Source organism: Streptomyces sp. NPDC007856 (genome assembly GCF_042868225.1).
Taxonomy (GTDB): domain Bacteria; phylum Actinomycetota; class Actinomycetes; order Streptomycetales; family Streptomycetaceae; genus Streptomyces.
Genome location: NZ_JBIAEC010000014.1, coordinates 59,016 through 85,055, shown reverse-complemented (window position 1 = coordinate 85,055; position 26,040 = coordinate 59,016). Strand labels below are relative to the sequence as shown.

Annotated in this window: 24 protein-coding genes and 1 pseudogene; 12 read left to right on the top strand and 13 right to left on the bottom strand. The window is 73.0% G+C overall.

The window, feature by feature from the left end; all coding sequences use genetic code 11:
* Position 1: 1 nt before the first annotated feature.
* Entirely contained in the window at positions 2-1,021 is a 1,020-nt protein-coding gene (locus tag ACFYOH_RS30175; protein WP_388631925.1) for an SGNH/GDSL hydrolase family protein, read from the bottom strand.
* Between the two features lie 159 nt (positions 1,022-1,180).
* Here ACFYOH_RS30175 and ACFYOH_RS30170 point away from each other — a divergent pair, with 159 nt between their 5' ends.
* On the top strand, positions 1,181-2,572 hold the full coding sequence (locus ACFYOH_RS30170; protein WP_388631922.1) for a cystathionine beta-synthase: 1,392 nt from the start codon (positions 1,181-1,183) through the stop codon (positions 2,570-2,572).
* Positions 2,573-2,973: 401 nt separating this feature from the next.
* Here the strand turns inward: ACFYOH_RS30170 and ACFYOH_RS30165 are convergent, their stop codons facing one another.
* The 5 genes from ACFYOH_RS30165 to ACFYOH_RS30145 all read right to left on the bottom strand — a co-directional run bounded on the left by ACFYOH_RS30165 (position 2,974) and on the right by ACFYOH_RS30145 (position 6,742).
* Positions 2,974-3,396: a hypothetical protein gene (locus ACFYOH_RS30165; protein ID WP_388631921.1), complete on the bottom strand. Its 423-nt coding sequence runs from the start codon at positions 3,394-3,396 to the stop codon at positions 2,974-2,976.
* Positions 3,397-3,462: 66 nt separating this feature from the next.
* Positions 3,463-4,395 carry an ABC transporter substrate-binding protein gene (locus ACFYOH_RS30160; RefSeq protein WP_388631918.1) on the bottom strand — a complete coding sequence of 311 codons (933 nt, stop codon included), beginning with the start codon at positions 4,393-4,395 and terminating at the stop codon, positions 3,463-3,465.
* 12 nt (positions 4,396-4,407) lie between these two features.
* Positions 4,408-5,070, bottom strand: a complete 663-nt coding sequence (locus ACFYOH_RS30155; protein ID WP_388631915.1) for an ABC transporter permease — start codon at positions 5,068-5,070, stop codon at positions 4,408-4,410.
* A complete protein-coding gene (locus ACFYOH_RS30150) occupies positions 5,070-5,711 on the bottom strand; it encodes an ABC transporter permease (RefSeq protein WP_388631913.1) in 642 nt (213 codons plus the stop codon). Before ACFYOH_RS30150 ends, ACFYOH_RS30155 begins: the two co-directional genes overlap by 1 nt.
* Complete coding sequence (locus ACFYOH_RS30145; RefSeq protein WP_388631911.1) at positions 5,708-6,742, bottom strand: ABC transporter ATP-binding protein; 1,035 nt, start codon at positions 6,740-6,742, stop codon at positions 5,708-5,710. Before ACFYOH_RS30145 ends, ACFYOH_RS30150 begins: the two co-directional genes overlap by 4 nt.
* A 141-nt stretch (positions 6,743-6,883) precedes the next feature.
* On the opposite strand from ACFYOH_RS30145, the gene ACFYOH_RS30140 reads away from it, so the two are divergent.
* From ACFYOH_RS30140 to ACFYOH_RS30130, 3 genes are all read left to right on the top strand, one after another.
* Positions 6,884-8,401, top strand: coding sequence for an aromatic amino acid ammonia-lyase (locus tag ACFYOH_RS30140; RefSeq protein ID WP_388631908.1), 1,518 nt, complete (start codon positions 6,884-6,886; stop codon positions 8,399-8,401).
* Positions 8,398-9,279: a MurR/RpiR family transcriptional regulator gene (locus tag ACFYOH_RS30135; RefSeq protein ID WP_388631905.1), complete on the top strand. Its 882-nt coding sequence runs from the start codon at positions 8,398-8,400 to the stop codon at positions 9,277-9,279. Before ACFYOH_RS30140 ends, ACFYOH_RS30135 begins: the two co-directional genes overlap by 4 nt.
* A 92-nt stretch (positions 9,280-9,371) precedes the next feature.
* Positions 9,372-9,956, top strand: a complete 585-nt coding sequence (locus ACFYOH_RS30130; protein ID WP_388631903.1) for a hypothetical protein — start codon at positions 9,372-9,374, stop codon at positions 9,954-9,956.
* Positions 9,957-9,969: 13 nt separating this feature from the next.
* Here ACFYOH_RS30130 and ACFYOH_RS30125 read toward each other — a convergent pair whose 3' ends face one another.
* From ACFYOH_RS30125 to ACFYOH_RS30105, 5 genes are all read right to left on the bottom strand, one after another.
* Positions 9,970-10,344, bottom strand: a complete 375-nt coding sequence (locus tag ACFYOH_RS30125) for a hypothetical protein (protein ID WP_388631900.1) — start codon at positions 10,342-10,344, stop codon at positions 9,970-9,972.
* A gap of 20 nt (positions 10,345-10,364) precedes the next feature.
* Complete coding sequence (locus tag ACFYOH_RS30120; protein WP_388631898.1) at positions 10,365-10,877, bottom strand: roadblock/LC7 domain-containing protein; 513 nt, start codon at positions 10,875-10,877, stop codon at positions 10,365-10,367.
* Positions 10,878-10,908: 31 nt separating this feature from the next.
* Complete coding sequence (locus ACFYOH_RS30115; RefSeq protein ID WP_388631896.1) at positions 10,909-11,721, bottom strand: transcriptional regulator; 813 nt, start codon at positions 11,719-11,721, stop codon at positions 10,909-10,911.
* The gene (locus ACFYOH_RS30110) at positions 11,718-12,104 is read right to left on the bottom strand and encodes a hypothetical protein (RefSeq protein ID WP_388631893.1); all 387 of its coding nucleotides are present in this window, start codon (positions 12,102-12,104) and stop codon (positions 11,718-11,720) included. The genes ACFYOH_RS30115 and ACFYOH_RS30110 overlap by 4 nt, the downstream gene beginning before the upstream one ends.
* Before the next feature lie 179 nt (positions 12,105-12,283).
* Positions 12,284-13,657, bottom strand: coding sequence for a diaminopimelate decarboxylase (locus ACFYOH_RS30105; protein WP_388631891.1), 1,374 nt, complete (start codon positions 13,655-13,657; stop codon positions 12,284-12,286).
* Positions 13,658-13,805: 148 nt separating this feature from the next.
* Here ACFYOH_RS30105 and hutU point away from each other — a divergent pair, with 148 nt between their 5' ends.
* Genes hutU through hutI form a run of 4 tightly spaced genes read left to right on the top strand, consistent with a single transcriptional unit; the run spans position 13,806 to position 19,229 of the window.
* A complete protein-coding gene (gene hutU, locus ACFYOH_RS30100; protein WP_388631888.1) occupies positions 13,806-15,470 on the top strand; it encodes a urocanate hydratase in 1,665 nt (554 codons plus the stop codon).
* On the top strand, positions 15,467-16,684 hold the full coding sequence (locus tag ACFYOH_RS30095) for an allantoate amidohydrolase (protein WP_388631886.1): 1,218 nt from the start codon (positions 15,467-15,469) through the stop codon (positions 16,682-16,684). Before hutU ends, ACFYOH_RS30095 begins: the two co-directional genes overlap by 4 nt.
* Entirely contained in the window at positions 16,681-18,033 is a 1,353-nt protein-coding gene (locus ACFYOH_RS30090; RefSeq protein WP_388631883.1) for a formimidoylglutamate deiminase, read from the top strand. Before ACFYOH_RS30095 ends, ACFYOH_RS30090 begins: the two co-directional genes overlap by 4 nt.
* Before the next feature lie 20 nt (positions 18,034-18,053).
* Complete coding sequence (gene hutI / locus ACFYOH_RS30085; RefSeq protein ID WP_388631880.1) at positions 18,054-19,229, top strand: imidazolonepropionase; 1,176 nt, start codon at positions 18,054-18,056, stop codon at positions 19,227-19,229.
* Between the two features lie 30 nt (positions 19,230-19,259).
* Here the strand turns inward: hutI and ACFYOH_RS30080 are convergent, their stop codons facing one another.
* Positions 19,260-20,834 carry a ricin-type beta-trefoil lectin domain protein gene (locus tag ACFYOH_RS30080; protein ID WP_388631877.1) on the bottom strand — a complete coding sequence of 525 codons (1,575 nt, stop codon included), beginning with the start codon at positions 20,832-20,834 and terminating at the stop codon, positions 19,260-19,262.
* A gap of 309 nt (positions 20,835-21,143) precedes the next feature.
* Positions 21,144-22,052: an RNA polymerase sigma factor SigF gene (locus ACFYOH_RS30075; protein WP_388631874.1), complete on the bottom strand. Its 909-nt coding sequence runs from the start codon at positions 22,050-22,052 to the stop codon at positions 21,144-21,146.
* Between the two features lie 230 nt (positions 22,053-22,282).
* Between ACFYOH_RS30075 and ACFYOH_RS30070 the strand changes: the two genes are divergently transcribed.
* The 4 genes and pseudogenes from ACFYOH_RS30070 to ACFYOH_RS30055 form a co-directional block, all read left to right on the top strand.
* Positions 22,283-22,660: an STAS domain-containing protein gene (locus ACFYOH_RS30070; protein ID WP_388631871.1), complete on the top strand. Its 378-nt coding sequence runs from the start codon at positions 22,283-22,285 to the stop codon at positions 22,658-22,660.
* Between the two features lie 318 nt (positions 22,661-22,978).
* Positions 22,979-23,548 (top strand): ATP-binding protein, encoded by a 570-nt coding sequence (locus ACFYOH_RS30065; RefSeq protein ID WP_388631869.1) that lies wholly within the window; start codon positions 22,979-22,981, stop codon positions 23,546-23,548.
* A gap of 343 nt (positions 23,549-23,891) precedes the next feature.
* Entirely contained in the window at positions 23,892-24,575 is a 684-nt protein-coding gene (locus ACFYOH_RS30060; protein WP_388631867.1) for an LPXTG cell wall anchor domain-containing protein, read from the top strand.
* Between the two features lie 310 nt (positions 24,576-24,885).
* A pseudogene (locus tag ACFYOH_RS30055) lies at positions 24,886-25,704 on the top strand (hypothetical protein); the annotation flags it as partial.
* Between the last annotated feature and the right edge of the window lie 336 nt (positions 25,705-26,040).

Here is a 26,040-nt window from a genome sequence, read left to right as displayed (position 1 = left end):
GTCACAGGGACGGGCGGGCGGGCTCGGCCTCCGGCACCCTGCGCCGCCGACGCCGCTTCAGCAGCGCCCACGGCCCCCGCGGCCCCGTCGGCATGGCGGCCGTGACCTCCGTGCCGGCCTCCGACGCCGCCTCGGCGGCCGCGCGGGCGACCGGCAGGAAGCCCTCGCGCCGCGACACGTCCGGCCGCTCCTCCTCCGCGGGCCACAGTCCCAGGGCCGCGCAGACCGTCGGCAGCACGGCCATCGCCGCCGTCGCGTAGCCCTCCGCCGAGGGGTGGTAGTTGTCCGGCCCGAACAGCTCCCGCGGGTTCGCCTCGAACTCGGGGCCCAGAAGGTCGCCCAGCGACACCGTCCGGCCGCCCTGCTCCACCGCCCCGATCGTCTGCGCCGCCGCCAGCTGCCGCGAGGCCCGCCGGGCCAGCCAGCGCAGCGGCTGCTGCACCGGCTCGATGGTGCCGAGGTCGGGACAGGTGCCGACCACCACCTCCGCACCGGCCGTGCGCAGCCGTCGTACCGCCGCCGACAGATGCCGTACCGAACGGGTCGGCGGCATCCGGTGGGTCACGTCGTTCGCCCCGATCATGATCACGCAGACGTCCGGGACGGGCGCCGGCCCCGACAGCACCGACGCCACCTGGCGGTCCAGGTCGTCGGACTGGGCGCCGGGCAGCGCCACGTTCCGCAGCTCCACCGGGCGCTCCGCAACCGCCGCCAGGCCCGAGGCCAGCAGCGCGCCCGGGGTCTGGCCCGCCCGGTGCACCCCCTGCCCGGCCGCCGTGGAGTCGCCGAGCATGGTCAGGCGGAGAGGCGGTTCGCCGGGCACGTCGTACGCGTGGCCGTACACACCGTCCGCCACCGGGACGCGGCCGCCGCTGTGGTTGCCCACATGGCGCCGGGCCAGCCGTACCTCCGCGAGCAGCAGACCGACCGCGGCCGCCCCGACCAGCCCGACCCCGCCACCGCCGTACGCCGCTCCGGCCGCGATGCGCCGGGCCACCCTCGCCCTCGACATGCTCGTCATGCGTCGCCGCCACCTCCTCGTAGCCGTACACCCACTCCTTGCCCCGCACGGACCGTGCGTCAATCTCAACGGGGAGTGAACGGCCGCGCCGGCCACACAGCTGGCCTTAGGCTGGCGACACCACTAAGACCACATCTTTTGCAGCATCCGGAGACAACGGTGCAATTCCACGACTCGATGATCAGCCTCGTCGGCAATACCCCGCTGGTGCGGCTCAACAACGTGACCAAGGGCATCCAGGCCACCGTCCTCGCCAAGGTGGAGTACTTCAACCCGGGCGGTTCCGTGAAGGACCGCATCGCCCTGCGCATGATCGAGGCCGCCGAGCAGAGCGGTGAGCTCAAGCCGGGCGGGACGATCGTCGAGCCGACCAGCGGCAACACCGGTGTGGGGCTGGCCATCGTGGCTCAGCAGAAGGGGTACAAGTGCATCTTCGTGTGCCCCGACAAGGTCTCCACGGACAAGATCAACGTGCTGCGGGCCTACGGCGCCGAGGTGGTCGTGTGCCCGACCGCCGTCGCTCCTGAACACCCGGACTCCTACTACAACGTCTCCGACCGGCTCGTCCGCGAGACCCCGGGTGCCTGGAAGCCCGACCAGTACTCCAACCCCAACAACCCGCTCTCGCACTATCACTCGACCGGCCCCGAGCTGTGGGAGCAGACCGAGGGCAGGATCACCCACTTCGTGGCGGGCGTGGGCACGGGCGGCACCATCTCCGGCACCGGCCGCTACCTGAAGGACGTCAGCGACGGCAAGGTCAAGGTCGTCGGCGCCGACCCCGAGGGCTCTGTGTACTCCGGCGGCTCCGGGCGGCCGTACCTGGTCGAGGGCGTCGGCGAGGACTTCTGGCCGACCGCCTACGACCGCACCGTCGCGGACGAGATCGTCGCCGTGTCCGACAAGGACTCCTTCCAGATGACCCGCCGGCTGGCCAAGGAGGAGGGCCTGCTGGTGGGCGGCTCCTGCGGGATGGCCGTCGTCGCGGCGCTGCGGGTCGCCGAGCGGCTCGGGCCGGACGACGTCGTGGTCGTACTGCTCCCGGACAGCGGGCGCGGCTACCTCAGCAAGATCTTCAACGACGAGTGGATGGCCGACTACGGCTTCCTGGAGGACGAGGGCCCGAGCGCCCGCGTCGGCGACGTCCTGAACGACAAGGCGGGCGGCACCATCCCCTCCCTGGTGCACATGCACCCGGAGGAGACCGTCGGCCAGGCCATCGAGGTGCTGCGCGAGTACGGCGTCTCGCAGATGCCGGTCGTCAAGCCGGGCGCCGGTCACCCGGACGTGATGGCCGCCGAGGTCGTCGGGTCCGTGGTGGAACGGGAGCTGCTGGACGCCCTGTTCAACAAGCGCGCCTCCCTGGAGGACCCGCTGGAGAAGCACATGTCCGCCCCGCTGCCCCAGGTCGGCTCCGGCGAGCCGGTCGGCGACCTGATGTCCGTGCTCGGCTCGGCCGACGCCGCGATCGTCCTGGTCGAGGGCAAGCCCACCGGCGTGGTCAGCCGACAGGACTTGCTGGCCTTCCTGGCCAAGGGCGGGAAGCAGTAGCGAACCCCCGGTGAACTGCGGGTTTACGGGCGCGACTTGACGTGAGGCGGGGTTCGCGGAAGTGGTACGAGCGTGTCACGTGCGCGCAGCACCCGCTTAACACGCGTCCGGCACATTGGTGGGCGTCGGCAGGGCGGGAGCGGCTCCCCGCCCCGGCCGGCGCCGAACGGCGCCAAGGACCTCCGGAGCGGCTCCCGGACCTCCATGGACGCCATGGACGCGCAAGCCCGGCCCTGACCCGGCCCGCGTCCCTCGCGGGGACCGCCGTCGTCCCGCCCCCCGGCAACGGGGGTGCGGCGGTCCCCGCGCACACTCTTTGCGGCTGAACCGCCACTGCTCTCTGAGTAGCGCGGAGCTGTCCGGGCCGGATCATGGTCCTGCCCACCCCACAGGCGTGAGGGTCAGTCGTCGTCGGAGGGACGGCGGCGGCCTTTGAACAGGCCCGGATTGGTGCGGGCGGCCTGGACGAGGTTGACGCCGACGATGCCGCCCCAGGAGATCAGCAGGCCGGACAGGCCGGCCTGGTGGGCGCCGATCGCCGACAGCGGGATCGCCAGCACCAGCGAGACGACGGCGAGGCCGAACCGCTCGGCCCAGGAGTCCGCGCCGTCCCCGGGGCGGTTGCCGCGTGCCATCTGCATCCGCTGCTCGGCCAGTGTCCGGCGCAGCCGGCGCTCGACCGCCCCGTCGATGCGCTGGTCGACCTTCTCCATGAAGGAGTCGACCAGCGCCGACTCGTACTCCTCGCCCAGTTCCCTGCGGGTCTGCAGGGTGGCGTCGAGTTCTTTTCTGAGGTCGGTGTCCCGTCCGTCCGTTCCGGTCATGAGGGATACGCTAGAGAGCGCTCACGCCGTCCGCACGGGGGACAACCCCCCTCTTCGAACACCCGGCTACCTCACCAGTCCGTGCTGTTTCGCATAGGCGTTCGCCACGTCCTCGGGGTCCTTCTTGTCCTTGTCCACCTGCCGGTTGAGCTCGGTGAGCTGGGCCGTGGTCAGCAGGTTGCCGAGCCGGGCGAGCGCCTTGCGGACGGTGTCGTCGGCCTTGCGGTCGGCGATGAGCGGGACGATGTGCTGGCTGGGGATGAGGTGCGCGGGGTCGGTGAGCACCACCCAGTCGTTGGCCTTGATGTCGGTGTCCGTGGTGAACAGGTTCGCCACGTCCACATCGCCCTTCTTGAGCGCGCCCTTGACCAGCGGACCGTCGGAGTCCAGCGACTTGAACTCCTTGAAGTCCACGCCGTACACGTCCTTCAGGCCGACCGCGCCGACCTGACGCTTCTTCACCTCGGGGGCGGCGCCGATGACCAGCTTGCCGTTCTGCTTCTTCAGATCGGCGAGGGACACCAGGCCGTACTTCCGCGCCGTCTCGCGGGTGACGACGAAGGCGTCCGAGTCCTCCGCCATGCCGTACGGCAGCACCTGGAGGCCGGCCGGGAGGGCCTGGGTGAGGGCGTTCTGCATCTCGCCCGACTCGCTGGCCGTGACCTTCGGGGCGAGGTAGTTGAGCAGGGCGCCCTGGTACTCGGGCAGCAGGTCGATGTCGCCGCCCCTGAGGGCCGGGATGACGATCTCGCGGGTGCCGAGGTTGGGGCGGACGGTCGTCTTGACTCCGGCGCCCCGCAGGGCGGCCGCGTAGAGGTAGCCGAGGATCTGGTTCTCGGTGAAGTTGGCCGTGCCGATGGTGACTCCGCCCTTGCTGGAGCCGGCACCGCCGGCGGCGGAGCCCTGGCCGTTGAGGGAGGTGATGCCGCTCGCGCAGGCGGAGAGGGCGGGTACGGAGGCGACCGCGAACAGGCCGCCGAGGACAGTGCGTCGGTTCATGTCAGGGGTTCCCTACGCGGTGCGGTGGCGGAAGAGGAAGCGCTGGAGGGAGGTCAGGGCCACGTCCAGGACGACGGCGACGAGGGCGACCAGCACCGCGCCGCCGAGCACCTGGACCAGGTCGCGCTGGGCGAGGCCGTCGAAGACGTAGCGGCCCAGGCCGCCGAAGGAGACGTACGCGGCGATGGTCGCCGTGGCCACGACCTGGATCAGGGCGAGGCGCAGGCCCGTCATGATCAGCGGCAGCGCGAGCGGCAGCTCGACCTGGAGGAGGACCTGGTGGCCGCGCATGCCCTGGCCGCGCGCCGCGTCCCGCACGTCCGGGTCGACGGCGGTCATGCCGGCGTAGGTGTTGGTGACGATCGCCGGGACCGCGAGGGCGACCAGCGCGACGTACACCGGCAGCATCGACAGGCCGCCGGCCAGGAAGACCAGGACGACCAGGCCGACGGTGGGCAGGGCCCGGCCGAAGGAGGCGAGGTTGATCGCGAGGAACGCCCCCCTGCCGGTGTGGCCGATCAGCAGGCCGAGCGGCAGGCCGATGGCGGCGGCGATGAGCGTGGCCAGCAGGGAGTACTGGAGGTGCTCGGCGAGGCGGTGCGCGATGCCGTCCGGGCCGGTCCACTGGGAGCCGCTGGTCAGCCAGGTGCCGAGGTTCTTGAGGAGTTCGTACATCAGGCTCGCCTCCTGGCCCAGGGGGTGAGGGCGTGCTGGACGGCGACCAGCGCCGCGTCCGCGACGACCGCGAGGAGCAGGGTGAGGACCACTCCGGCGATCACCGGGGTGGGGAAGTTGCGCTGGAAGCCGTCGGTGAAGAGCTGGCCGAGGCCGCCGTCGCCGATGTAGGTCGCGACGGAGACCAGGGAGATCGACATGACGGTGGCGATCCGGACGCCCGCCATGATCACGGGGAGCGCGAGCGGGAACTCGACCGTGAGGAGCGTGCGCAGGGGGCGCGTGCCCATCGCCTTCGCCGCCTCCTTCACCTTCACGGGGACCGAGTCCAGGCCCTCGACGGTGTTCCGCAGCAGGACGACCAGGGTGTAGACGGTCAGGCCGGTCACGGTGGTGGTGCGGGTCAGGCCGCTGACCGGCAGGAGGAGTACGAAGATCGCGATCGACGGGATCGTGAACAGGACGTTGGACGCGCCGAGCAGGAAGCCGCGCAGCCGGGGGATCCGGTGGGCGACCACGGCCAGCGGGAGCGAGATCAGCAGGCCGAGGGCGACGGCCGTGAGCGCGGCCTGCAGGTGGGAGAGCGTGAGGGTGGTGAGGTTGTCGGTGTGGGCCGATATCCAGGACCAGTCGATCGTCATGCGGCCACCCCCACTTCGGCGTGGGCGCGCCCGGCGTGCTCGTGGATGTCGTCGCGGGAGGAGACCCCGGTGAGCACGCCGTCGGCGTCGACCCGGGCGATCAGTCCGGTGGGGGAGGCAACCGACTCGTTGAGGGCGGAGAGGAGGGAGTCGGTGTCCCTGAGCGGGCGGACCGGGAGCTCGGCGTCCTTCGAGGCCCAGTGGATCGGCTTGTTCCGCGCGTCGAGTACGAGTGTCCAGGCGCCGCCTTCGGGTGCCGGGCCCTGGGGGACGTCGGCGAGGGTCTTCAGGGAGAGCAGCTTCAGGCCGCGCTCGGCGCCGAGGAAGCCGGCCACGAAGTCGTCGGCCGGGCGGGCCAGGAGTTCGGCGGGCGGGGCGCACTGGACCAGATGGCCGCCCGTGCGGAACACGGCGATCCGGTCGCCGAGCCGCACCGCCTCGTCGATGTCGTGCGTGACGAAGACGATGGTCTTGCTCAACTCCGCCTGGAGCCTGAGCAGTTCGTCCTGGAGCTGGGTGCGGACGACCGGGTCGACCGCGCCGAACGGCTCGTCCATGAGCAGCACCGGCGGGTCGGCGGCGAGGGCGCGGGCGACGCCGACGCGCTGCTGCTGGCCGCCGGAGAGCTGGTGCGGGTACCGCTTGCCGGCCTCGGGGGCGAGGCCGACGGTCTCCAGCAGTTCGGCGGCGCGGGCCCGGGCCTTCTTCCGGTTCCAGCCGAGCAGCAGCGGGACGGTGGCGATGTTGTCGAGCACCGTGCGGTGCGGGAAGAGGCCGGCCTGCTGGATGACATAGCCGATGGAGCGGCGCAGCTCGGCCGCGTCCTGCCGGGTGACGTCCTTGCCGCCGACGCGGATGGTGCCGGAGGTCGGCTCGACCATCCGGTTGATCATCCGCAGGGTCGTGGTCTTGCCGCAACCGGAGGATCCGACCAGGACGGTGATACCGCCTTCCGGCATCTCCAGGCTGAGGTCGTGGACTGCTGTCGTGCCGTTGGGGAAGCGCTTGTGGACCGCGTCGAACTGGATCATGAGATGTCCCTTGCCCGGCTGCATAACGTCATGCAGAGTTCTTGGTGTGTGAATAGCTTGTCAACGGTTCGGCGTTAATCCGCTGTAACGGCTGACCGCAGAACAAGAACGGGTGTCCGGGTTGAGGGGAGTTTGGGCGTGATGTCGTCTCGCATCGTGGACGCACCGGTGTCCGTGCCGTCCGCGCGGTCCGCGGCCGTGGTCCTGGACGGGGCCGGACTCGGCGTCGAGGACGTCGTGCGGCTCGCCGACGGCGCCGCGCATCCCGTCCCCGGAGCCGACGCGATGCGGCGCGCCGAGCACTCCTGGAACGCCGCCCGGCAGATCGCCGCCACCGGACGCGTCTACGGCCGTTCCACCGGCGTGGGCGCCAACCGGAACGAGGACGTGCCCACCGAGGCCGCCGCCGGCCACGGTCTGCGCCTGCTGCGCAGCCACGCCGGCGCCATCGGCGAGGAGCTTCCCGCCCGGCAGGTGCGCGCCATGCTCGCCGTCCGCGCCAACCAGCTGCTGGCCGGCGGCGCGGGCTTGAGGCCCGGTGTGGTCACCGCCCTGTGCGAGGCCCTGGAGTCCGGGGCGCATCCGGTCGTCAACGAGTTCGGCTCCGTCGGCACCGGCGACATCGCGGCTTTGGCCCAGCTCGGGCTCGCGCTCGCCGGCGAACACCCCTGGCGCGGCGCGGGCGCCCCCGCGTCACAGCTCCTCGACAACAACGACGCCCTCGCCCTGATCAGCAGCAACGCCCTCACCCTCGGCCAGTCCGCGCTCGCCCTGCACGAACTGCGCGGGCTCATCGGCGCCACCCAGGTCGTCGCGGCCCTGTCCCTGCTCGCCGTCGACGGCTCCCACGAGGCGTACGCCGCCCCCGTGCACGCCGCCCGCCCGCACCGGGGCAGCACCGAGGTGGCCCGGCGGATGCGGGAGCTGATCGGCGCCGCCGACCGGCCGACCCCACCGCTCGGCCGGATCCAGGACCCCTACGGCTTTCGCTGCCTGCCCCAGATCCACGGCCCGGCGCACGACGCCGCCGACGCCCTGGAGCAGGTCCTCGCCGTGGAGATCAACGCGGCCGCCGAGAACCCGCTGATCGCCCCCGAGGACCTGGCCGCCTACCACCACGGCGGCTTCTACCAGGCCCAACTCGCCCTCGCCCTGGACCACTTCAGGCTCGCCCTGACCCAGGTGGCCCGGCTGTCCACCTCCCGCCTGTCCACCCTCAACGAGCCCGCCTACACCCGGCTGCGCCCCTTCCTCGCCGACCACGAACCGGCCTCCTCCGGCGTGATGATCCTGGAGTACGCGGCCGGGGCGGCCCTCGGCGATCTGCGGGCCTTCTCCGCGCCCGCCTCGCTGGGCCACGCTGTACTCTCCCGGGGCGTCGAGGAACAGGCGAGCTTCGCCTCGCTCGCCGCGCGGCAGACCCTGCGCGCGTGCGGTGCGTACCGTCTGGTGGTCGGCTGCGAGCTCGTCGCCGCCGTCCGCGCACTGCGCCAGCGCGACCTGCGGCCCGACCCCGGGCTGCCGGCCGGCCGGGCGTTCGCGCTCGCCGAGTCGGTCCTCGATCCCGACCTGGCCGACCGGCCGCTCACGGACGACGTGACGGAGGCGGCCGCACTGCTCGACCGGTTCACGGACATCTGGAGGGGGAGCGCGTCATGAGCGTGGACAGGACTGTGGACAGGAGTCCCGAGGCGACGGGGGGGACGGACAGCCCCGCGGGCCGGCTGCAGGCCCTCTTCGAGGGGCACCGGCTCACCCCGACCCAGCGCCGGATCGCGCACAGCATGGTCCGGCGGGCCGCCGACGTGCCGTTCCTGTCCAGCGTGGAGCTGGCCGAACTGGCCGGGGTCAGCCAGCCGTCGGTGACCCGGTTCGCCGTGGCGCTCGGCTTCGACGGCTACCCCGCCCTGCGCAAGCACCTGCGCGAGGTCGTACCCGCCGAACCGGCCGCCGAGGCGGGCGCCTTCAACGAGTACCAGCAGGCCGTCGAGGCCGAGATCGAGAACCTCAGGCACCTCGCCGACCTGCTCGCCGACCCGCGCCCGGTGCAGAAGGCCGGCCGGATCCTGGCCGCCTCCCGCCCGCTGCCGGTGCTCGGCCTGCGCGCCGCCGCCTCCCAGGCGTACGGCTTCGCCTACTTCGCCGCCAAGGTCCACCCGGACGTCCGGCTGCTCAACGAGGGCGGCACCATGATCCAGGACCGGATCGACGCGGCCGTCCGCGCGGGCGCCTCCGCGCTGCTGTGCTTCGCCCTGCCCCGGCATCCGCGCGAGGTCGTCGACACCCTCGCCTACGCCAAGGACGTCGGCCTGACGACCGTCACGGTCGCCGACTCCGCGTTCGCGCCGGTCGCCAGGTACTCCGACCTGCTGCTGCCCGCCGCCGTCGGCACCGGGCTCGCCTTCGACACCGCGTGCGCGCCGATGCTGCTCGGACGGGTGCTGCTGGAGGCGGTCTGCGACGACCTGCCCCAGGCGCAGGCACGGCTGGAGGAGTTCGACGCCAAGGCCGCCGCGCGGGGCCTCTTCGTGGAGTGACGGCGCGGCGCTCTCATGTTCGTCTCACGTTCGGCCGCTAGCTTCCCCAGGAGACACAGGCGCTTTGCGGACACGTGACACGGGAGGCTGACGTGGCGCGCGGAGGACAGGGGCTGGCCCGGGTGGCCGTCGTCGTACGGGCTGGGGCAGCACCGCTGTGGTGGTTCGGGGTGTTCGCCGCGGGGATCGGGATGCTGCTGCCCGGGCTGACCGGGCGCCGGATCGGGGTGCTCGCCGGTGCCGCGCTGTTCCTCGTCGGCGCGGCGGTCGTGGCACTGGTGCGCCGGGGCCGGTACGCCGCCCTCGCCCGCGGCGCGGCCCGCGCGGGCAAGTACGACGTGCTGCAGGACCGTGCGGTGACCGTGCGCAACTGGCGCCGGGGCCACCGCTGGTGGCTGCTGCTGGCCTTCGCCGTGGCGCTCGGCTCCGCCCTGGTGGTGCCCGCGGCCGGCGGCATGCTGATGGCCGGGCTCGGCACCGGGCTGCGGCTGAAGGCCGCCTGGATCGGGCGCCGCGAACGCGCCGGGCAGACGCTGCTGTGGGTGCGCGTCGACTGGCTCGACCAGCACGGCGGGCGCCCGGCGGGCAAGGCGGTGAAGGGCCTGCGCGGTACGGGCATCGCGGCCGGCGACGCGGCCCCTGGCGGGTCCCGCCGCCGCACCGCGGCGCTGGTCTAGCTCTCGCCGGGGCTCAGACCTCCAGTTCGTGCTCGATCTTCTTCAGCTGGTGCCGGGCCATCGCCAGGTTGGCCCGGGAGGCATCGAGGACCAGGTAGAGGAACAGGCCGTTGCCGCCCCGGCTCTTGAGCAGGCGGATCAGGTGGTACTGGTCGCTCAGCGTGATCAGGATGTCCTCGATCCCGCCCTTGAGGCCCAGCATCTCCATCGCGCGCATCTTGGCGCGGACCACGTCGGTGTTGCCCGCGGCGGCCACGTTCAGGTCGAAGCTCTTGCTGCCGCCCATCGTGCCCAGCGCCATCCCGCTGGTGTAGTCGACGAGCGCGACGCCGGTGGCGCCCTCGATGGAGGTGAGGGCTTCCTTCAGCGCGGTCTCGGTGTTGGCCATGGTGGATCCTCTCGGAAGGTTCAACTGTCGGTTGCGGTGTGCGCGTCGGTGCTCGTGGCGCGGGGCGTGCGGGTCGTGCGGGTACGGGTCGGGGGTGCGGAGCTCACGGCGCCCAGGGGCCTCCCGGCCCGCCTGGCCTCCCGGGCCGCGGCGTCGGCGGCGTCGAGCAGCTCCCCGATGCGGGCGCCGGAGCGACGGCCCTCCAGATGCAGCCGGCCGACATTGACCCGGTCCTGGGCGAGCAGGGTCAGTACGGCGGTGCGGCCGGCCGCGTAGGTGGCGACATAGCCGCGCTCACCGCGCACCAGCAGCTCCCGGAAGCCGCCGTTGCGGGTGGCGTCGGCGACGCGCACGGCGACGCCGAGCGCGGCGGCGGTGAGGGCCGCGAGGCCCTCGGGGTCGACCCCGGGAGTGTCGTGGGCGACGACGAGACCGTCGACGCCGGCCGCGAGGGCGCCGGTGAGCTGCGGTACCCGGTTGCGCAGCCGGTGCAGCTCGTCCAGGACGGCCCCCAGGTCCTCCTCGGACACCATCAGCTCTCTCCTCTCGGCGGGGCGGTGCCGTTCAAAGCGCCTCCAGCGCATCCCTGAGCCTCTTCAGCAGCGCGATGTCGGGGTCGGTGACCGGGGGTGGGAGCGGCGGTGCGAGCGCCGTGACGACGGGGGTGACGGGTGCCGCCGGTGCGAGATGGCCGGCGGCCACGAGCCGGCGTACGTCGACCAGCGTGTGGAAGGCCTGCCGGCCCAGGTTCCGGGCGATCCCAGCGGCCGTGCGGACGCCGTCCACGCGGTCCAGGACCGCCCGCTGCCGGGGCGTGACCGGCGCGGCGGTCCGTGCGGCGGCCGGGTCCGCGCGGATCAGCGGGGCGGTGTCGGCGGCCGGGTCGGGCCACAGCCGGTGCAGCAGCAGCCGGCGGCGCAGCGTCTCGCGTTCCAGGGCGACGACCGGCACCGAGGGCAGCGGGCCGAGGCGGTGCGCGCGGTCGTAGCGGAAGCGGCCCGGGGCGCTGCTCGGGGCCAGCGCGAAGTACCCGGCGTCGTAGAGCGCGTCCAGATGGCACAGTTCCAGCGCGCCCGCGGGCAACAGCCCTGCGTCCAACAGGAGTTCGGCGGCCTGCAGCGGGCCGGAGGTCTCGGTGGCGGCCCGCTGCCAGGCGGTGGCCGCGAGGGTGCCGTGAGCGGTGAGGAGCACGTCGAGCCCCGGGGCGAACGGGCTCTCGGCGTGCACCACCCGGCCCTCGGCGAGATACAAGGTGCCGTGCTCGCGGACCAGGACGCCGGTGGCCCGCTCCTCGGCGAGCCGGGTCAGCATCGGCGACAGGGCCCGGCCGGCCGACTTGTCCCGCACCGGCAGCGGAGGTATCTGCACCACGGTCATCCCAGCACCAGCCGGGCCGCCATCTCGCCGAGCCGGATCCGGGCGAGCGCGAGATTGCCCTCCTCGCGGCCGAGCCACAGGTGCAGGAAGACACTGCTGTCGAAAGTCGTGTCCACGAACCGCAGCAGGTGGTAGCTGTCGCGGTTGCTGACGATCACGTCCTCGACGGTCGGGTGCCCGTCGTCCGTCTGGGTCGCGAAGGCGCCGTGCTCGGCGGCCATCCGGGCCAGTTCGGCGGCCTCGGCGGCGGTCGTCTCATGATCGCCGCCGGGCGCCTCCCCGACCGTGCCGAGGGCAAGTCCGCTCGTCCAGTCCACCAGCGCCGCTCCCCGGGCACCGGGCAATCGCATCGCTTCCAACAGGCACTCGTCGATTCCGGGCACCGGTGGTTCCCCTCCCGCCTGGTTCTCCGGCTGAGTGACAACGACACTACGCACCGTGCGCGGGAAAGGGGGAGTCTTTGGCATTTTCCAGTGGAACATGCATCGGGCGTACTAGTGTGGGTCAACTGGCCACTGCGTCAGATGAGTTGACCCATTTGTTCGAGGGTTCTGGGGGTGCGTCAACGGCTTTCCGGCGCGGGGAGGGTGGTGAGCGCGTCCGTGTGCGCCCCGCCGGACTCCGCCACCACCTCGGCGACGGTCTGCGGCTCTCGTACGGTCGCGAAGGCGACGCCCGACGAGCCGTCCGGCGCGAAGCCGTAGATGCCCGGCCGGACAAGGGAGTTGTAGGCGTAGTGATGGGCGAAGTAGTACGCGCCCGTGTCCAGCGCCGCCGCGTAGTCGCTCTGCTCCAGCAGGGGCAGCGCCCGCCCCTCCGCGAGCAGGTCGCCCGAGAAGCAGGCCGGCCCGGCCACGTCCTGCACCACCTCGGGCCCAGGCTTCGGCCGCCCCTTGGCGTCGTACGCGGCGATCCGCAGCGGCCACGCCCCCGGCGCGTACACGGTCCGCGTCGCCACCTGCACACCGGCGTGTGTCACCGCGATCCGCCGCCCGCCCGCGCTCTTGGCGTACTCCACCCGGGCCACCATCGTCCCCTGCTTGGCCAGCAGTGACCGCCCGAACTCGGTCACCAGCCCGTACCGCCCGTCGAACAGCCCCGGCACCTCCTCGGCCAGCAGCCGGGCGTACTGCGCGTACGAGGGTGCCGTCGTCTCGGCCGCGAAGTTCACCGGCAGCCCGCCGCCGATGTCGAGCGTGTCGATCTGCCGCCGCCCCGCCCGCTCGTTGATCTCCTCGGCGAGCGCGTACGTCTCCGCCACACCCCGCGCCAGCAGCGCCAGTGGGATGCCCTGCGAGCCGGTGTGCGCGTGCAGTCGGCTCAGCCACGGCCGGTCCAGATACGCCCGTACGACCCACTCGCGCGCCCCCTCGTCGCGCAGTGCCACCCCGAACTTGGAGGTCTCCGTCGCCGTCGAGGTGGCATCGATCGTGCCGCCGCCGACCTGCGGGTTCACCCGGAGGCCGAGCGGGGACGCGGTCGGCGCGGACCGCACCAGGGCGTCCAGGCGGTCCAGCTCCTGCGGGTTGTCGGCGTTCACCGCGATCCCCAGGGCCAGCGCCTCGCGCAGCTCGGCCGGGGTCTTGGCGGGCGAGTCCAGCACGGTACTGGCCGCCGGCACCCCGGCCGTGCGGGTCAGCGCCAGCTCGCCCGGGCTCGCCACCTCCGCGCCGATGCCCGCCTCGTGCAGCAACCGCAGCACGGGCACCAGCGGGCTCGCCTTCACCGCGAAGGCGTGCAGCACCGGTGTCCCGGACGGCACGACGGCGTCGAACGCCGCGCGCAGCGCCGCCGCCGACTCCCGGATCCCGGTCACGTCCAGCAGCCCCACCACGGCCGCGTCCGGCCCCAGCAGCCCCTGCTCCACGGCGGCCCGCACCGCCTCGTCCCGTCGTGCGGCGCGCTCCCGCGCCTGCCTTTCGAGGTCCTGCTCCACGGTCTCTCCCCTCGTGTCCCCTCGTGCCCGTCTCGCGTACATCCAGCCAAACACCGGCGGCGCGCGGACGGGGTCGCCCCGATGTATTGACTAGTTCTATTCAGGACGCCAGGATGTGAATAGAGATAGCAACAGGAGGAGGCAGACGATGTCGGGACCCCGCCCCGTACGAGCACCGCGCGGCACGGAACTGAGCGCCCTGGGATGGCAGCAGGAAGCCGCGCTGCGCATGCTGCAGAACAATCTCGACCCGGAGGTCGCGGAGCACCCCGACAAGCTCGTCGTCTACGGCGGCACCGGCAAGGCAGCCCGTGACTGGCGCTCCTTCGACGCGATGGTCCGCACCCTGAGGACCCTCAAGCAGGACGAGACCATGCTGGTCCAGTCCGGCCGGCCGGTCGGCGTGATGCAGACCCACGAGTGGGCCCCGCGCGTCCTGATCGCGAACTCCAACCTGGTCGGCGACTGGGCCAACTGGGAGGAGTTCCGCCGCCTGGAGGCCCTCGGCCTGACCATGTACGGCCAGATGACCGCCGGCTCCTGGATCTACATCGGCACCCAGGGCATCCTCCAGGGCACCTACGAGACCTTCGCCGCCGTCGCCGCGAAGAAGTTCAACGGCACCCTCGCCGGAACCATCACCCTGACCGCCGGCCTCGGCGGCATGGGCGGCGCCCAGCCCCTCGCCGTGACCATGAACGACGGCGTCGCGATCTGCATCGACTGCGACCCGCGCGCCATCGAGCGCCGCATCGAGCACCGCTACCTCGACGTCAGGGCCGACTCCCTCGACCACGCGCTCCAGCTGGCCACCGAGGCGCGCGACGCCCGCCGCCCCCTGTCCATCGGCGTCCTCGGCAACGCGGCCGAGCTGGTCCCGCAGCTGCTCGCGATGAACGCCCCCATCGACATCGTCACCGACCAGACCTCCGCCCACGACCCGCTGTCCTACCTGCCGGTGGGCGTGGCCTTCGAGGACATGGCCGACGCCGCCGCGAAGGACCCGGCCGGCTTCACCACCCGTGCCCGTGAGTCGATGGCGAAGCACGTCGAGGCCATGGTCGGCTTCATGGACGCCGGCGCCGAGGTCTTCGACTACGGCAACTCCATCCGCGGCGAGGCCCAACTGGCGGGCTACGACCGGGCGTTCGCCTTCCCCGGCTTCGTCCCCGCCTACATCCGCCCGCTGTTCTGCGAGGGCAAGGGCCCCTTCCGCTGGGCGGCCCTGTCCGGCGACCCCGCCGACATCGCCAAGACCGACAAGGCGATCCTGGAGCTCTTCCCGGAGAACGAGTCCCTGGCCCGCTGGATCAAGCTGGCCGGCGAGCGCGTCCACTTCCAGGGTCTGCCCGCGCGCATCTGCTGGCTCGGCTACGGCGAGCGCGACAAGGCCGGCGAGCGCTTCAACGACATGGTGGCCTCCGGCGAGCTCGCCGCTCCGCTGGCGATCGGCCGCGACCACCTGGACTGCGGCTCGGTGGCCTCGCCGTACCGGGAGACCGAGGCCATGCTCGACGGGTCCGACGCGATCGCCGACTGGCCGCTGCTGAACGCCATGGTGAACGTGGCCTCCGGTGCGTCGTGGGTTTCCATCCACCACGGTGGCGGCGTGGGCATGGGCCGGTCCATTCACGCCGGGCAGGTGACGGTGGCCGACGGCACGAAGCTGGGTGGCGAGAAGATCCGGCGCGTGCTCACCAACGACCCGGGCATGGGTGTCATCCGGCACGTGGACGCGGGGTACGACATCGCGGAGTCGGTCGCGCAGGAGCGCGGTGTCCGGGTGCCCATGCGCGAGGGTGACGGCGCGTGAGTTTCCACAGCATGTGGGCGGAGCTGCTGCCGATCGGCCGCAGCTCCGCCTCCGGCGGCTACCGGCGTTACGCCTGGACCGGTGCCGATGTCGACTGCCGGGCCTGGTTCAAGGAGCAGGCCGAGGCGCGCGGGCTGACGTACGAGGTGGACCGGAACGGCAACCAGTGGGCCTGGCTCGGTGACCCCGCTGCCGGGGACGCCGTGGTCGCCGGGTCCCATTTGGACTCCGTGCCCGACGGCGGGGCCTTCGACGGGCCCCTCGGTGTGGTGTCCTCCTTCGCGGCCCTCGACGAGCTGCGGAGCAGGAACGCGCGGTTCGCCAAGCCCCTGGCCATCGTCAACTTCGGGGATGAGGAAGGGGCCCGGTTCGGGCTCGCCTGTGTCGGGTCGCGGCTCACCGCCGGGCAGCTGACCGTCGAGCAGGCCCACCTGCTCACCGACGCCGACGGGGTCAGCCTCCCGCAGGCCATGGAGGCCGCCGGATACGACCCCGAGGGCATCGGGGCCGACCCGGAGCGGCTTGGCCGGATCGGCGCCTTCGTCGAGCTGCATGTCGAGCAGGGCCGGGCGCTGGACCTGTCCGGCGACCGGGTCGGCATCGCCAGTGCCATCTGGCCGCACGGCCGCTGGAGGTTCGACTTCAAGGGCGAGGCCAACCACGCCGGCACCACCCGGCTGGTCGACCGCCGCGACCCGATGCTGTCCTACGCCGAGACCGTGCTCGCCGCCCGCCGGGAGGCCGAACTCGCCGGTGCCGTCGCCACCTTCGGCAAGATCGCCGTGGAGCCCAACGGGGTCAACGCGATCCCCTCCGTCGTGCGCGGCTGGCTCGACTCCCGCGCCGCCGACCAGGACACCCTGGACACGGTGGTCGGGGGCATCGAGAAGGCCGCGCGGGAGTACGCCGAGGCCCACGGCATCGAGCTCGACGTCGTCCGGGAGTCCTTCACGCCCGTCGTCGAGTTCGACCACGCCCTGCGCGACGAACTCGGCCGCATCCTGGGCAAGGACACCGGCCCGAAGGTGCCCGTCCTCGGGACCGGGGCCGGACACGACGCCGGAATCCTCTCCGGCAGCATTCCGACCGCCATGCTGTTCGTGCGCAACCCCACCGGTGTCTCGCACTCCCCGGCCGAGTTTGCCGCCGAGGACGACTGCGTGGCCGGGGTGCGCGCGCTCGCCGACGTACTGGAAGGGCTGGCCTGCAGGTGACCAAGCGGACCTACTGGCTGGAGCACGCCTGGCTCGGCACGAACGTCGAGCCGGGGGTCGTGGTCGAGACCGAGGGTGGGCGGATCGGTGCCGTGCGCACCGGGGCGCCCACCCCGCCGCCCGGCGCCGAGGTGCTGCGCGGGCTCACCCTGCCCGGGCTCGCCAACGCCCACAGCCACGCCTTCCACCGGGCGCTGCGCGGCACCGTCCAGGTCGGCTCCGGCACCTTCTGGACCTGGCGCGAGGTGATGTACTCCGTCGCCGACCATCTGACCCCGGAGACCTACCACGCCCTGGCGCGCGCGGTGTACGCCGAGATGGCCCTGGCCGGCGTCACCTGCGTCGGCGAGTTCCACTACGTGCACCACGCGCCCGGCGGCACTCCCTACGCCGACCCCAACGCCATGGGGGAGGCGCTGATCGACGCCGCCGCCGAGGCCGGCATCCGGATCACCCTCCTCGACACCTGCTACCTGTCCTCCGCCATCTTGAACCAGCACAGTGGCGAGCCGCCCAACACCCACCAGCTGCGGTTCTCCGACGGCAGCGCGGAGGCCTGGGCCGAACGCTGTGCAGTTCTCAAGGAGCGGGATCACGCGCGGATCGGGGCGGCGATTCACTCCGTACGGGCCGTGCCCGCCGGGCAGTTGGCGACCGTGGCGGGGTGGGCCGAGGAACGGCGGGCCCCGCTGCATGTGCACCTGTCGGAGCAGACCGCCGAGAACGACGCCTGCCTCGCCGCGCACGGCTGCACCCCCACCCGGCTGCTCGCCGACCACGGCGTCCTCGGACAGCGCACCACCGGTGTGCACAACACCCATCTCACCGACGAGGACATCGCCCTGCTCGGCGGCTCGGGCACCGGCACCTGCATGTGCCCGACGACCGAGCGGGACCTGGCCGACGGCATCGGTCCGGCCGTCGCCCTGCAGCGGGCCGGCTCCCCGCTCTCCCTCGGCTCCGACAGCCACGCCGTCATCGACCTGCTCGAAGAGGCGCGCGCGATGGAGCTGAACGAGCGGCTGCGCACCCGCACCCGGGGCCACTGGACGGCCGCCGCCCTGCTGCGGGCCGCCACCGCCGACGGCCACGCCGCTCTCGGCTGGCACGAGGCCGGCACCCTGGAGCCCGGCGCCCTGGCCGACTTCACGACGATCGCCCTGGACTCGGTCAGGACAGCGGGCCCGCTGCCCAGGCTGGGGGCCGAGACGGCCGTATTCGCCGCGACGGCAGCGGACGTACGGCATACGGTCGTCGGCGGACGGCATGTCGTACGGGACGGGGCGCACACGCTCGTGCCCGACGTGCCGCAGGCCCTCGCGCGGGCAGTCGAAGCCCTTCGCTCCTGACCACCACCCACGAGGACACCATGAGCAGCAGCACCGTCATCACCAACATCGCCACGCTGGTCACCAACGATCCCTCCCTCGGTGACGGCTCCCCGCTCGGTCTGATCCAGGACGCGGCCGTCGTCATCGAGGGCGACCGCGTCGCGTGGACCGGTGAATCCAGCAAAGCACCCGCCACTGACAATCGGGTCGACGCGGGCGGCCGGGCGGTGCTGCCGGGCTTCGTGGACTCCCACTCGCACCTGGTCTTCGCCGGAGACCGCACGCAGGAGTTCAACGCCCGCATGTCCGGCCGCTCCTACACGGCGGGCGGCATCCGCACCACGGTCGCGGCCACCCGGGCGGCGAGCGACGCGGACCTGGAGGCCAACCTCACCCGTTACCTCGACGAGGCCCTCCGCCAGGGCACGACGACGTTCGAGACCAAGTCGGGCTACGGCCTGACCGTCGAGGACGAGTACCGCGCGCTGCGCCTCGCGGCCCGGCACACCGACGAGGTGACGTACCTCGGCGCGCACGTCGTCCCGCCCGACTACGCCGAGGACCCGGCCGCGTATGTCGCCCTGGTCACCGGCGAGATGCTGGATGCCTGCGCGCCGCACGCCCGCTGGATCGACGTGTTCTGCGAGAAGGGCGCCTTCGACGGCGACCAGGCCCGCGCGATCCTCACGGCGGGCAGGGCGAAGGGCCTGCACCCCCGTATCCACGCCAACCAGCTCTCGTACGGCCCCGGCGTCCAGCTGGCCGTCGAACTGGACGCGGCGAGCGCCGACCACTGCACCCACCTGACCGACGCGGACGTCGACGCCCTGGCGAACAGCGACACGGTCGCCACCCTGCTGCCGGGCGCCGAGTTCTCCACCCGCGCCGAGTGGCCGGACGCCCGCCGCCTGCTGGACGCCGGCGTCACGGTCGCCCTGTCCACGGACTGCAACCCGGGCTCGTCCTTCACCTCCTCGCTGCCCTTCTGCATCGCCCTGGCCGTCCGCGACATGCGGATGACCCCGGACGAGGCGGTCTGGTCGGCCACGGCGGGCGGTGCGGCGGCCCTGCGCCGCACCGACATCGGCCGCCTCACCCCCGGCGCCCGCGCCGACCTCACCCTCCTGGACGCCCCCAGCCACGTCCACCTCGCCTACCGCCCGGGCGTGCCCCTGGTCAGCGGGGTGTGGCGGCGCGGCGAACGCGTGGTCTGAGCGGGGACCGGCGGCGGAGCCGGGCCGGCCTCACCGCGCCCCCGCCCGCCACCGCTGCTCCCCGCCGTCGGACAGGGGCTGGAGGGACACGTCGTAGCCGCCGTCCGGGGTCACCGCTGTCTCGATGGCGATGTTCGGGCGGATCGTGCCGTCGGGGTCGATGGTGAAGCGGAGGTTCTCGCCGTTGCCGCCGTAGACCGAGTCGCAGGTCCAGATGCCCACGCCGCGGTCGGTCGAGCCCCGGCTGTCCAGGCAGAAGTCGTCGTCGGCCTCCGAGCGCAGTACGCCCAGGTATGTGTCGAACCGCCAGCGCTGGGTGTCGGCGGCGGAGCAGGGGGCCGTGATGACGTCGTTGCCCTGGGACAGATCGCCGTCGCGGATGTCCAGGCAGCGGCCCGTCGCCAGGTTCACCACCTGGGTGAAGGAGGTGCCGGGCGGTGCGAACGAGGGCGACGGCTTGGGAGTGGGCTTTTGGGTGTGCGGCGGGTGCGTGGCCGGGCGGGACGGGCTCGGCGTGGCGGACGGCGGCCTGGGCGTGGGGGACCGCGTGGGGGACGGCGACGGGGACGGGGTGGGCGAGGCCGTCGGCGTCGCCGTCCTCGTCACCGGTGGCGGCGTGGGCGTCGAGGCGGTCGGCTGCTGTTCGTCGGTGTGTGCCGGGGTGAGAAGGAACACCAGGAGCGGGGTCAGGGCCACGCCCAGGGCCGCCGAGGCCAGCAGGACACGGCGCCGGGGCGGCCAGGACGGACGTACGGCGGCGAGGCGGGGGGCGGCCGGGGGTTCCGCGGCGCGTATGTACGCCGTTCCCTGCCACGGCAGCAGGCCCTCCGTCAGGGCCTGCCGGGGCGCGTCCCGCAGGGCCCGCAGATCCTCGAACGCGGCCGTGCAGTGCGGGCAGCGGGCCATGTGGGCGTCCAGGTCGGCGCTGTGGCGCGGGCCGTCCGGCCGTACCGCCTCCTCGATCAGCCGGCGGAAGTCGGCGCAGCGCGGGTCGTCGGAGGCGGCGAGCCGGTGGCGCAGACAGGCCTGGGCCAGGGCCTTGAGGGCCTGCGGGGTGCCGTAGGCCACATCGACACCGCTCTGGCCGAGGAAGGCGGCGGTGCGGTCCTGCGGCTCCGCCTCCAGCACGCCGTACCAGATCAGGCCCTGGGTACGGGAGGGCAGCGAGCGGAACGCCGGGAGCAGCGGCGGGGTGGGGCCCTCGGGCAGGCCGGAGGCGTTCAGGACGAGCAGCAGCCCGGGGTCGAGGCCGGCGGAGCGCTCGTCGCGCGCCCAGCCGGCCGCCAGCCGTGCGGTGAGCAGCAGCAGCCGGTGGCGCAGCGGGACGGCCGGGTCGACGCCCCGGGCCGTCTCGCGGGCCGCCGTGGTGAAGACCTCGGCCGCCAGCCGGCGGGCGGTCGACTCTCCCGCGGCGCACAGCCGGGCGTAGGCCAGGACCGCCGCGTGGTGCCGGCGGCGCAGTTCCTGCAGGGCGGGGTACGCCGTCGCCGTGGGGGAGCGGAGCAGTTCGGTCAGCCGGGTGTCCGGCGCGTTCTCGAGCTCCCCGGGTGTCCCGGTGCCGCCCGTCTCGGTTCCGCCCGTTCCGGCCCCGTCCCCCTGAGCCATGCGTCCAGCCTCCTCGCACCCCCGGGCACCGCGCCGTTGCGGCCCCGGTCTGACATACCGGCCAGTAGCCAGTTAGGGGGGCCATAGTGGTCGAGGGGGACGGCCGGGAAAAGAGGTTTCCGCGGGTAACCACATAACGGTTGGGACCACGGGGCGAGTTGGTCGGCAGAGCGGCCCGGAACCGGGATTGGCGGGCGCAGTCCGGGATACTCGCGCCACTCGGAGACGTGGGTCAGCGGCGGAACGCCGCAGCGGCCCGGCACCGGTGGCCAGGCCGCTGCGCAGGCGTCACAGCAGCGGACGCGGAGGTCACTCCTCGAGTGTCAGACCCTTGCGCAGCCGTACCAGCGTGCGCGACAGCAGCCGGGACACGTGCATCTGGGAGATGCCGAGTTCCTCGCCGATCTCCGACTGGGTCATGTTCGCCACGAACCGCAGGGAGAGGATCTTCCGGTCCCGTTGCGGGAGTTCGGCGATCAGCGGCTTGAGGGACTCGATGTACTCGATGCCCTCCAGCCCGTGGTCCTCGTACCCGATGCGGTCCGCGAGCGCGCCCTCCGTCTCGTCCTCCTCGGGCTGGGCGTCCAGCGAGGAGGCGGTGTACGCGTTCGAGGCGGCCATGCCCTCGACGACCTCGTCGTCGGAGATGCCGAGCTTCTCGGCCAGCTCCTGGACGGTCGGGGCCCGGTCCAGCCGCTGGGCCAGCTCGTCCCCGGCCTTGGCCAGGTCCAGGCGCAGCTCCTGCAGCCTGCGCGGAACGCGCACGGACCACGAGGTGTCGCGGAAGAAGCGCTTGATCTCGCCGATGATGGTCGGCATCGCGAAGGTCGGGAACTCGACCCCGCGGGAGAGCTCGAAGCGGTCGATCGCCTTGATCAGGCCGATGGTGCCGACCTGGATGATGTCCTCCATCGGCTCGCTGCGGGAGCGGAACCGGGAGGCGGCGAACTTGACGAGCGCGAGATTGAGCTCGACGAGCGTGTTGCGGACGTACGAGTACTCGTGCGTCCCTTCCTCCAGCGACTGAAGGCGCTCGAAGAGGGTCTTGGACAGGGCCCGCGCGTCGACCGGGCCGATCTCGTCGTACGGGGGGATCTCCGGGAGTCCCTCGAAGGGGTCGAGGGCGTCGATGGGATGATCCAGTTGTTCCGGTGGGGGTGTCGACGTCGCGAGCGGGGTATCCGATGCGTCGAGCCGGGGTGGCATGGTGTCCTCCATCGTTCTCGGCATACGGCTGCCGAAGCCATGCGTGCACTGCGGTGTGCGGCGCCTCCGAAGCCGGCGTGTAGGAGTAGGTGTCCTACTAGCCCTACCTGCTCGACCGAGCCGATCGCAAGTGCGTCCTGTTCGGGTATGTCCGGTTCTGTGAGGTTCTTCGGGTGCCGGAGTGTGCAGGGAAGGCGTAATGTTCGAGACCAGTCAGCGTCCGCGACCTGGGGAGAGACGGCATGGACCACGGGACGGTCGGCAGCGCACAGTCGGGCCGGCTTCTGGTGGAGGTGCGGGAAGAGGGCTCCAGCGCCGTTGTGACACCGGCGGGTGAGCTCGATCACCACACCGCCGATCTTCTGCGCGAGCCCCTCGACGACCTTCTGGCCAAGGGCTTCTCACGCCTCGTCGTGGACTGCACCCGCCTGGAGTTCTGCGACTCCACGGGGCTGAACGTCCTGCTCGGGGCCCGGTTGAAGGCGGAGGCCGCCGGGGGCGGGGTCCATCTGGCGGGGATGCAGCCGGTGGTCGCCCGTGTGTTCGAGATCACGGGAGCCGAGGCGGTCTTCACCGTGCACGACTCCGTGGAGGCGGCCCTGGTCGACGGCGCCGGCTGAGTCCGCCGTCCCGCGCGCCACCGGTCCCGGGCGCCCGTTTCCGGCACGCCGAAAACGGGGGTGTTGTGCCGGATCGGCCGGGCAGGAGAGGGCAGGAGAAGACGGGGAACCCCCTGACGACCGCCGGCCCGGACCGCCCCGGCACCGGCGAAACGACTGGACGGGACGTACGTTGCGACGGACGGGCGAGCGGGACACCCCCCGCGGACAGCGGCAGGACGGCCTGCGCACAGCGGGCGGACGACGTACGGACCGGCCGGCACGGAGCAGTGCCGGCCCTTTGAATCTGAACTGGTGAATCGGTGAGGTGAAGCGCTGATGAGCACCACCCGGCCTTGCTCGCCGGGCGACCGCGGCCCGGAGCCCAGCGGCGCTTCCGGGGCGTCCGAGGAGAGTGCGCCGACGGCAGGCGCGCCCACGGGGGCAGCCGCGCCGTCCGTGCCGCCCGGCCCCGCCGACGGCACTCAGGGCACCGGCGGGCCGCAGGTCCGCAGGATCGGCCTCGCGGGTGAGAGCGGGGTCGTCCCGCTCGCCCGCGACTTCGCCCGCCAGGCGCTGTACGCATGGGGCTGGCTGCCCGCCGCGGGCGCCGACCGGCGGGCCGCGGCCGAGGATGTGCTGCTGGTCGTCTCCGAACTGGTCACCAACGCCTGCCTGCACGCCGAGGGCCCCGACGAACTGCTCCTGGCCTGCGGCAACAAGGTGATCCGGATCGAGGTCTCGGACCGCGGTGCCGGCCAGCCGGCCCCGCGCACCCCGCACCGCGCCGGCCGCCCCGGCGGCCACGGCATGTTCATCGTGCAGCGGCTGTGCCTGGACTGGGGCGTCGTCCGCGCCGCGGGCCGGCCGGGCAAGACGGTGTGGGCGGAGCTGGGCGCCCCGGCATGAGCGCCCTGCTTCGGAGCCCGCGGAAATCCGCTTTCCCGTGGGTACGAGCCTTCCTGCCCTGGGCGCAACGCGCTGACGGACACGAGTGGCCCGGGCCCAGCGAGCCGCCACCCGCCCTCAACGCCTCGGGCCTGCCGGAGGTACTGCGCAGGCCGTGAGGCCCGGGCCGGCCCGGGCCCACCCTCCACTCCAGCCACGCGTCACACACGCCGGATCGCCACAACTCCGGCGTGTGCTGCGTCTTCCCTCCTCGCGGCGCCGGGCGTACCTTGACGGCCAAATCTGATACGTCGTCAGGAACTGCTCGTCCGAACGAATCCGGAACGAATGGGGTGGACCGACCGTGTCGTACCCGAAACGAACCGCCGCGCTCGCGTCCGCCGCGGCCCTGGCCGGCTCGGCGGTGCTGCTGGCCGCGCCGGCGGCCCACGCCGACGTCGTCGACGTCAACTACCGCTGTCAGACCCCGATCGGCGTCAAGAGCGCCGTCTCGCCCATCGACATGACGGGCGTCAAGAGCGGCAGCGGTTACAAGATCACGATGTCCTGGCAGAAGGGCGTCTCCTCCAGCCCGGTCGAGCTGGGCAAGGGCGCGATGACCCCGAGCGCGAGCATCGTGCTGGGAGGCGCCGACAGCGGCACACTGCCGGTCAGCGGGCCCGCCAACGCGGCCGCGATCCCCGCCAACACCCCGATCAAGATCAGCGACTTGACCGGCACGTACACGCCGAAGAAGACCGGCAAGGTCACCTTCACGCCGGGCACGCTGATCATCAAGGCGCTCGGTACGACGACGACCTGTACGCCGACCAACAGTCCCAGGCCGGGGCTCACGCTGGACGTGACGGCGGCCGGCGGCTCGTCGTCCTCCTCGACCTCGGGCGGTTCCTCCTCCGGCGGACAGCTCCCGCAGACCGGCCCCGAGGACAGCGCGATCGCCCTCGGCACACTCGGCGGCACGGTGCTCCTCGCCGGAGCGGCGGGCACGCTCTGGCTGACCCGCCGTGGCCAGCCGTCCCGGCGCTGACCCGGACCGACGACCACCGAAACCCGGGCCGCCCGGCGGAGCCCGGTAGCCGCAGCAGCTCGGGCAACTGCTGGACCTGGTAGCTGCCAGGGCTCGGGGCGACTGCTGAAGCCGGGGGTAGTCGCCGAAGCCCAGGTCGATCGCCGAGTTCGCGGGCCACCGCCGAAGTCCGGGCCAACCGCTGGAGCCGCCCATGCCGTCCGCCGTCCGCGCTCTGACCCGCGCGCTGAGCCGTGCTCTGCCGCGCCGCCGACGCCCGCCAGGGTCCCGCGCCCTGACCAGCCATCGGCGCCCGCCCCGGACCAAGGCGCTGCTTCCGGCGCGCGTCATCCTGCCCGCGACCCTGTGCCTGTGCACCGTGCTGGGTGCCGCACCCGGCGCCTCAGCCACACCCGCGCGGTGGTCCGTCGCGCCCGCGGGCGGTGGCCGTCCGTCCTTCTACGCCGAGGGTCCGCCGGGTTCGGTCCTGCAGGACACGGTGGCCGTCACCAATCCCGGGCGGGCGCCGGTCGTCGTACGGCTGTCCGGAAGCGGCCTGTGGACCGTCTTCGCCGACAAGGCCGGGGACGGGATACGCGTTCCGGCCCGCACCCGCGCCGAGGTGCCCTTCACGGTGACCGTGCCGGTCGGGGCCGCGCCCGGCGACCACTCCGGTGCCGTCGTCGCGCGGGACGCGCGGGGGCGTACGGCCACCGTCCCGGTCCGGCTGCGCGTCGGCGGCCCGGCGCTCGCCGCGCTGACCGTCGAGCACCTCGCCGTGCACGCCGAGGGCATCACGTACGAGCTGGTCAACCGCGGTACGACCGTCCTGGTGCCGAGGCTCGCGGTGCGCGCGGACGGCGTCCTCGGCCGGGTCCTGGACCGCGCGCCCCGCACCCTGCCCGTCCACCTGCGCCCCGGCGCCCGCGTGAAGCTCACCGAGCCCTGGCCCGACCGGCCCGCGCTGGACGCGGTCGACGTACGGCTGACGGTCACGGCCCCGGGCGGAGCCCACGACACGGCGACCACGTCGGCCCGGTTCGTGCCGTGGCCGGCGGTGGCGGGCGGCGCGTTGCTCGCGGGGGCGATCGCGGTGCTCGCAGTCCGCAGGCGGCGCCACCACACACCCTCCGACGACCCGGCACCCGAGCACTCGGCCCCGGACCCCCCGACGCCCGGTGCCCCGGCCTCCGACGCCCCGGCGGCCCGGAATTCCTCCTCCGGCCCCTTGTCGACCGGCACCTCGGCCTCCACCGCGCCTGCCCTCGACGGCCGGGCCCTCGGAGGCTGTGTGACGGGCTCGCTGACGGCGGGTGTTGCGATGCCTGGTGTTGCGGCCCACGGTGGCCCGGTGGCCGGGGGTTTGTCCTCCGGCCCCTTGTCGACCGGTACCTCGGCCTCCACCGCGCCTGCCCTCGACGGCCGGGCCCTCGGAGGCTGTGTGACGGGCTCGCTGACGGCGGGTGTTGCGATGCCTGGTGTTGCG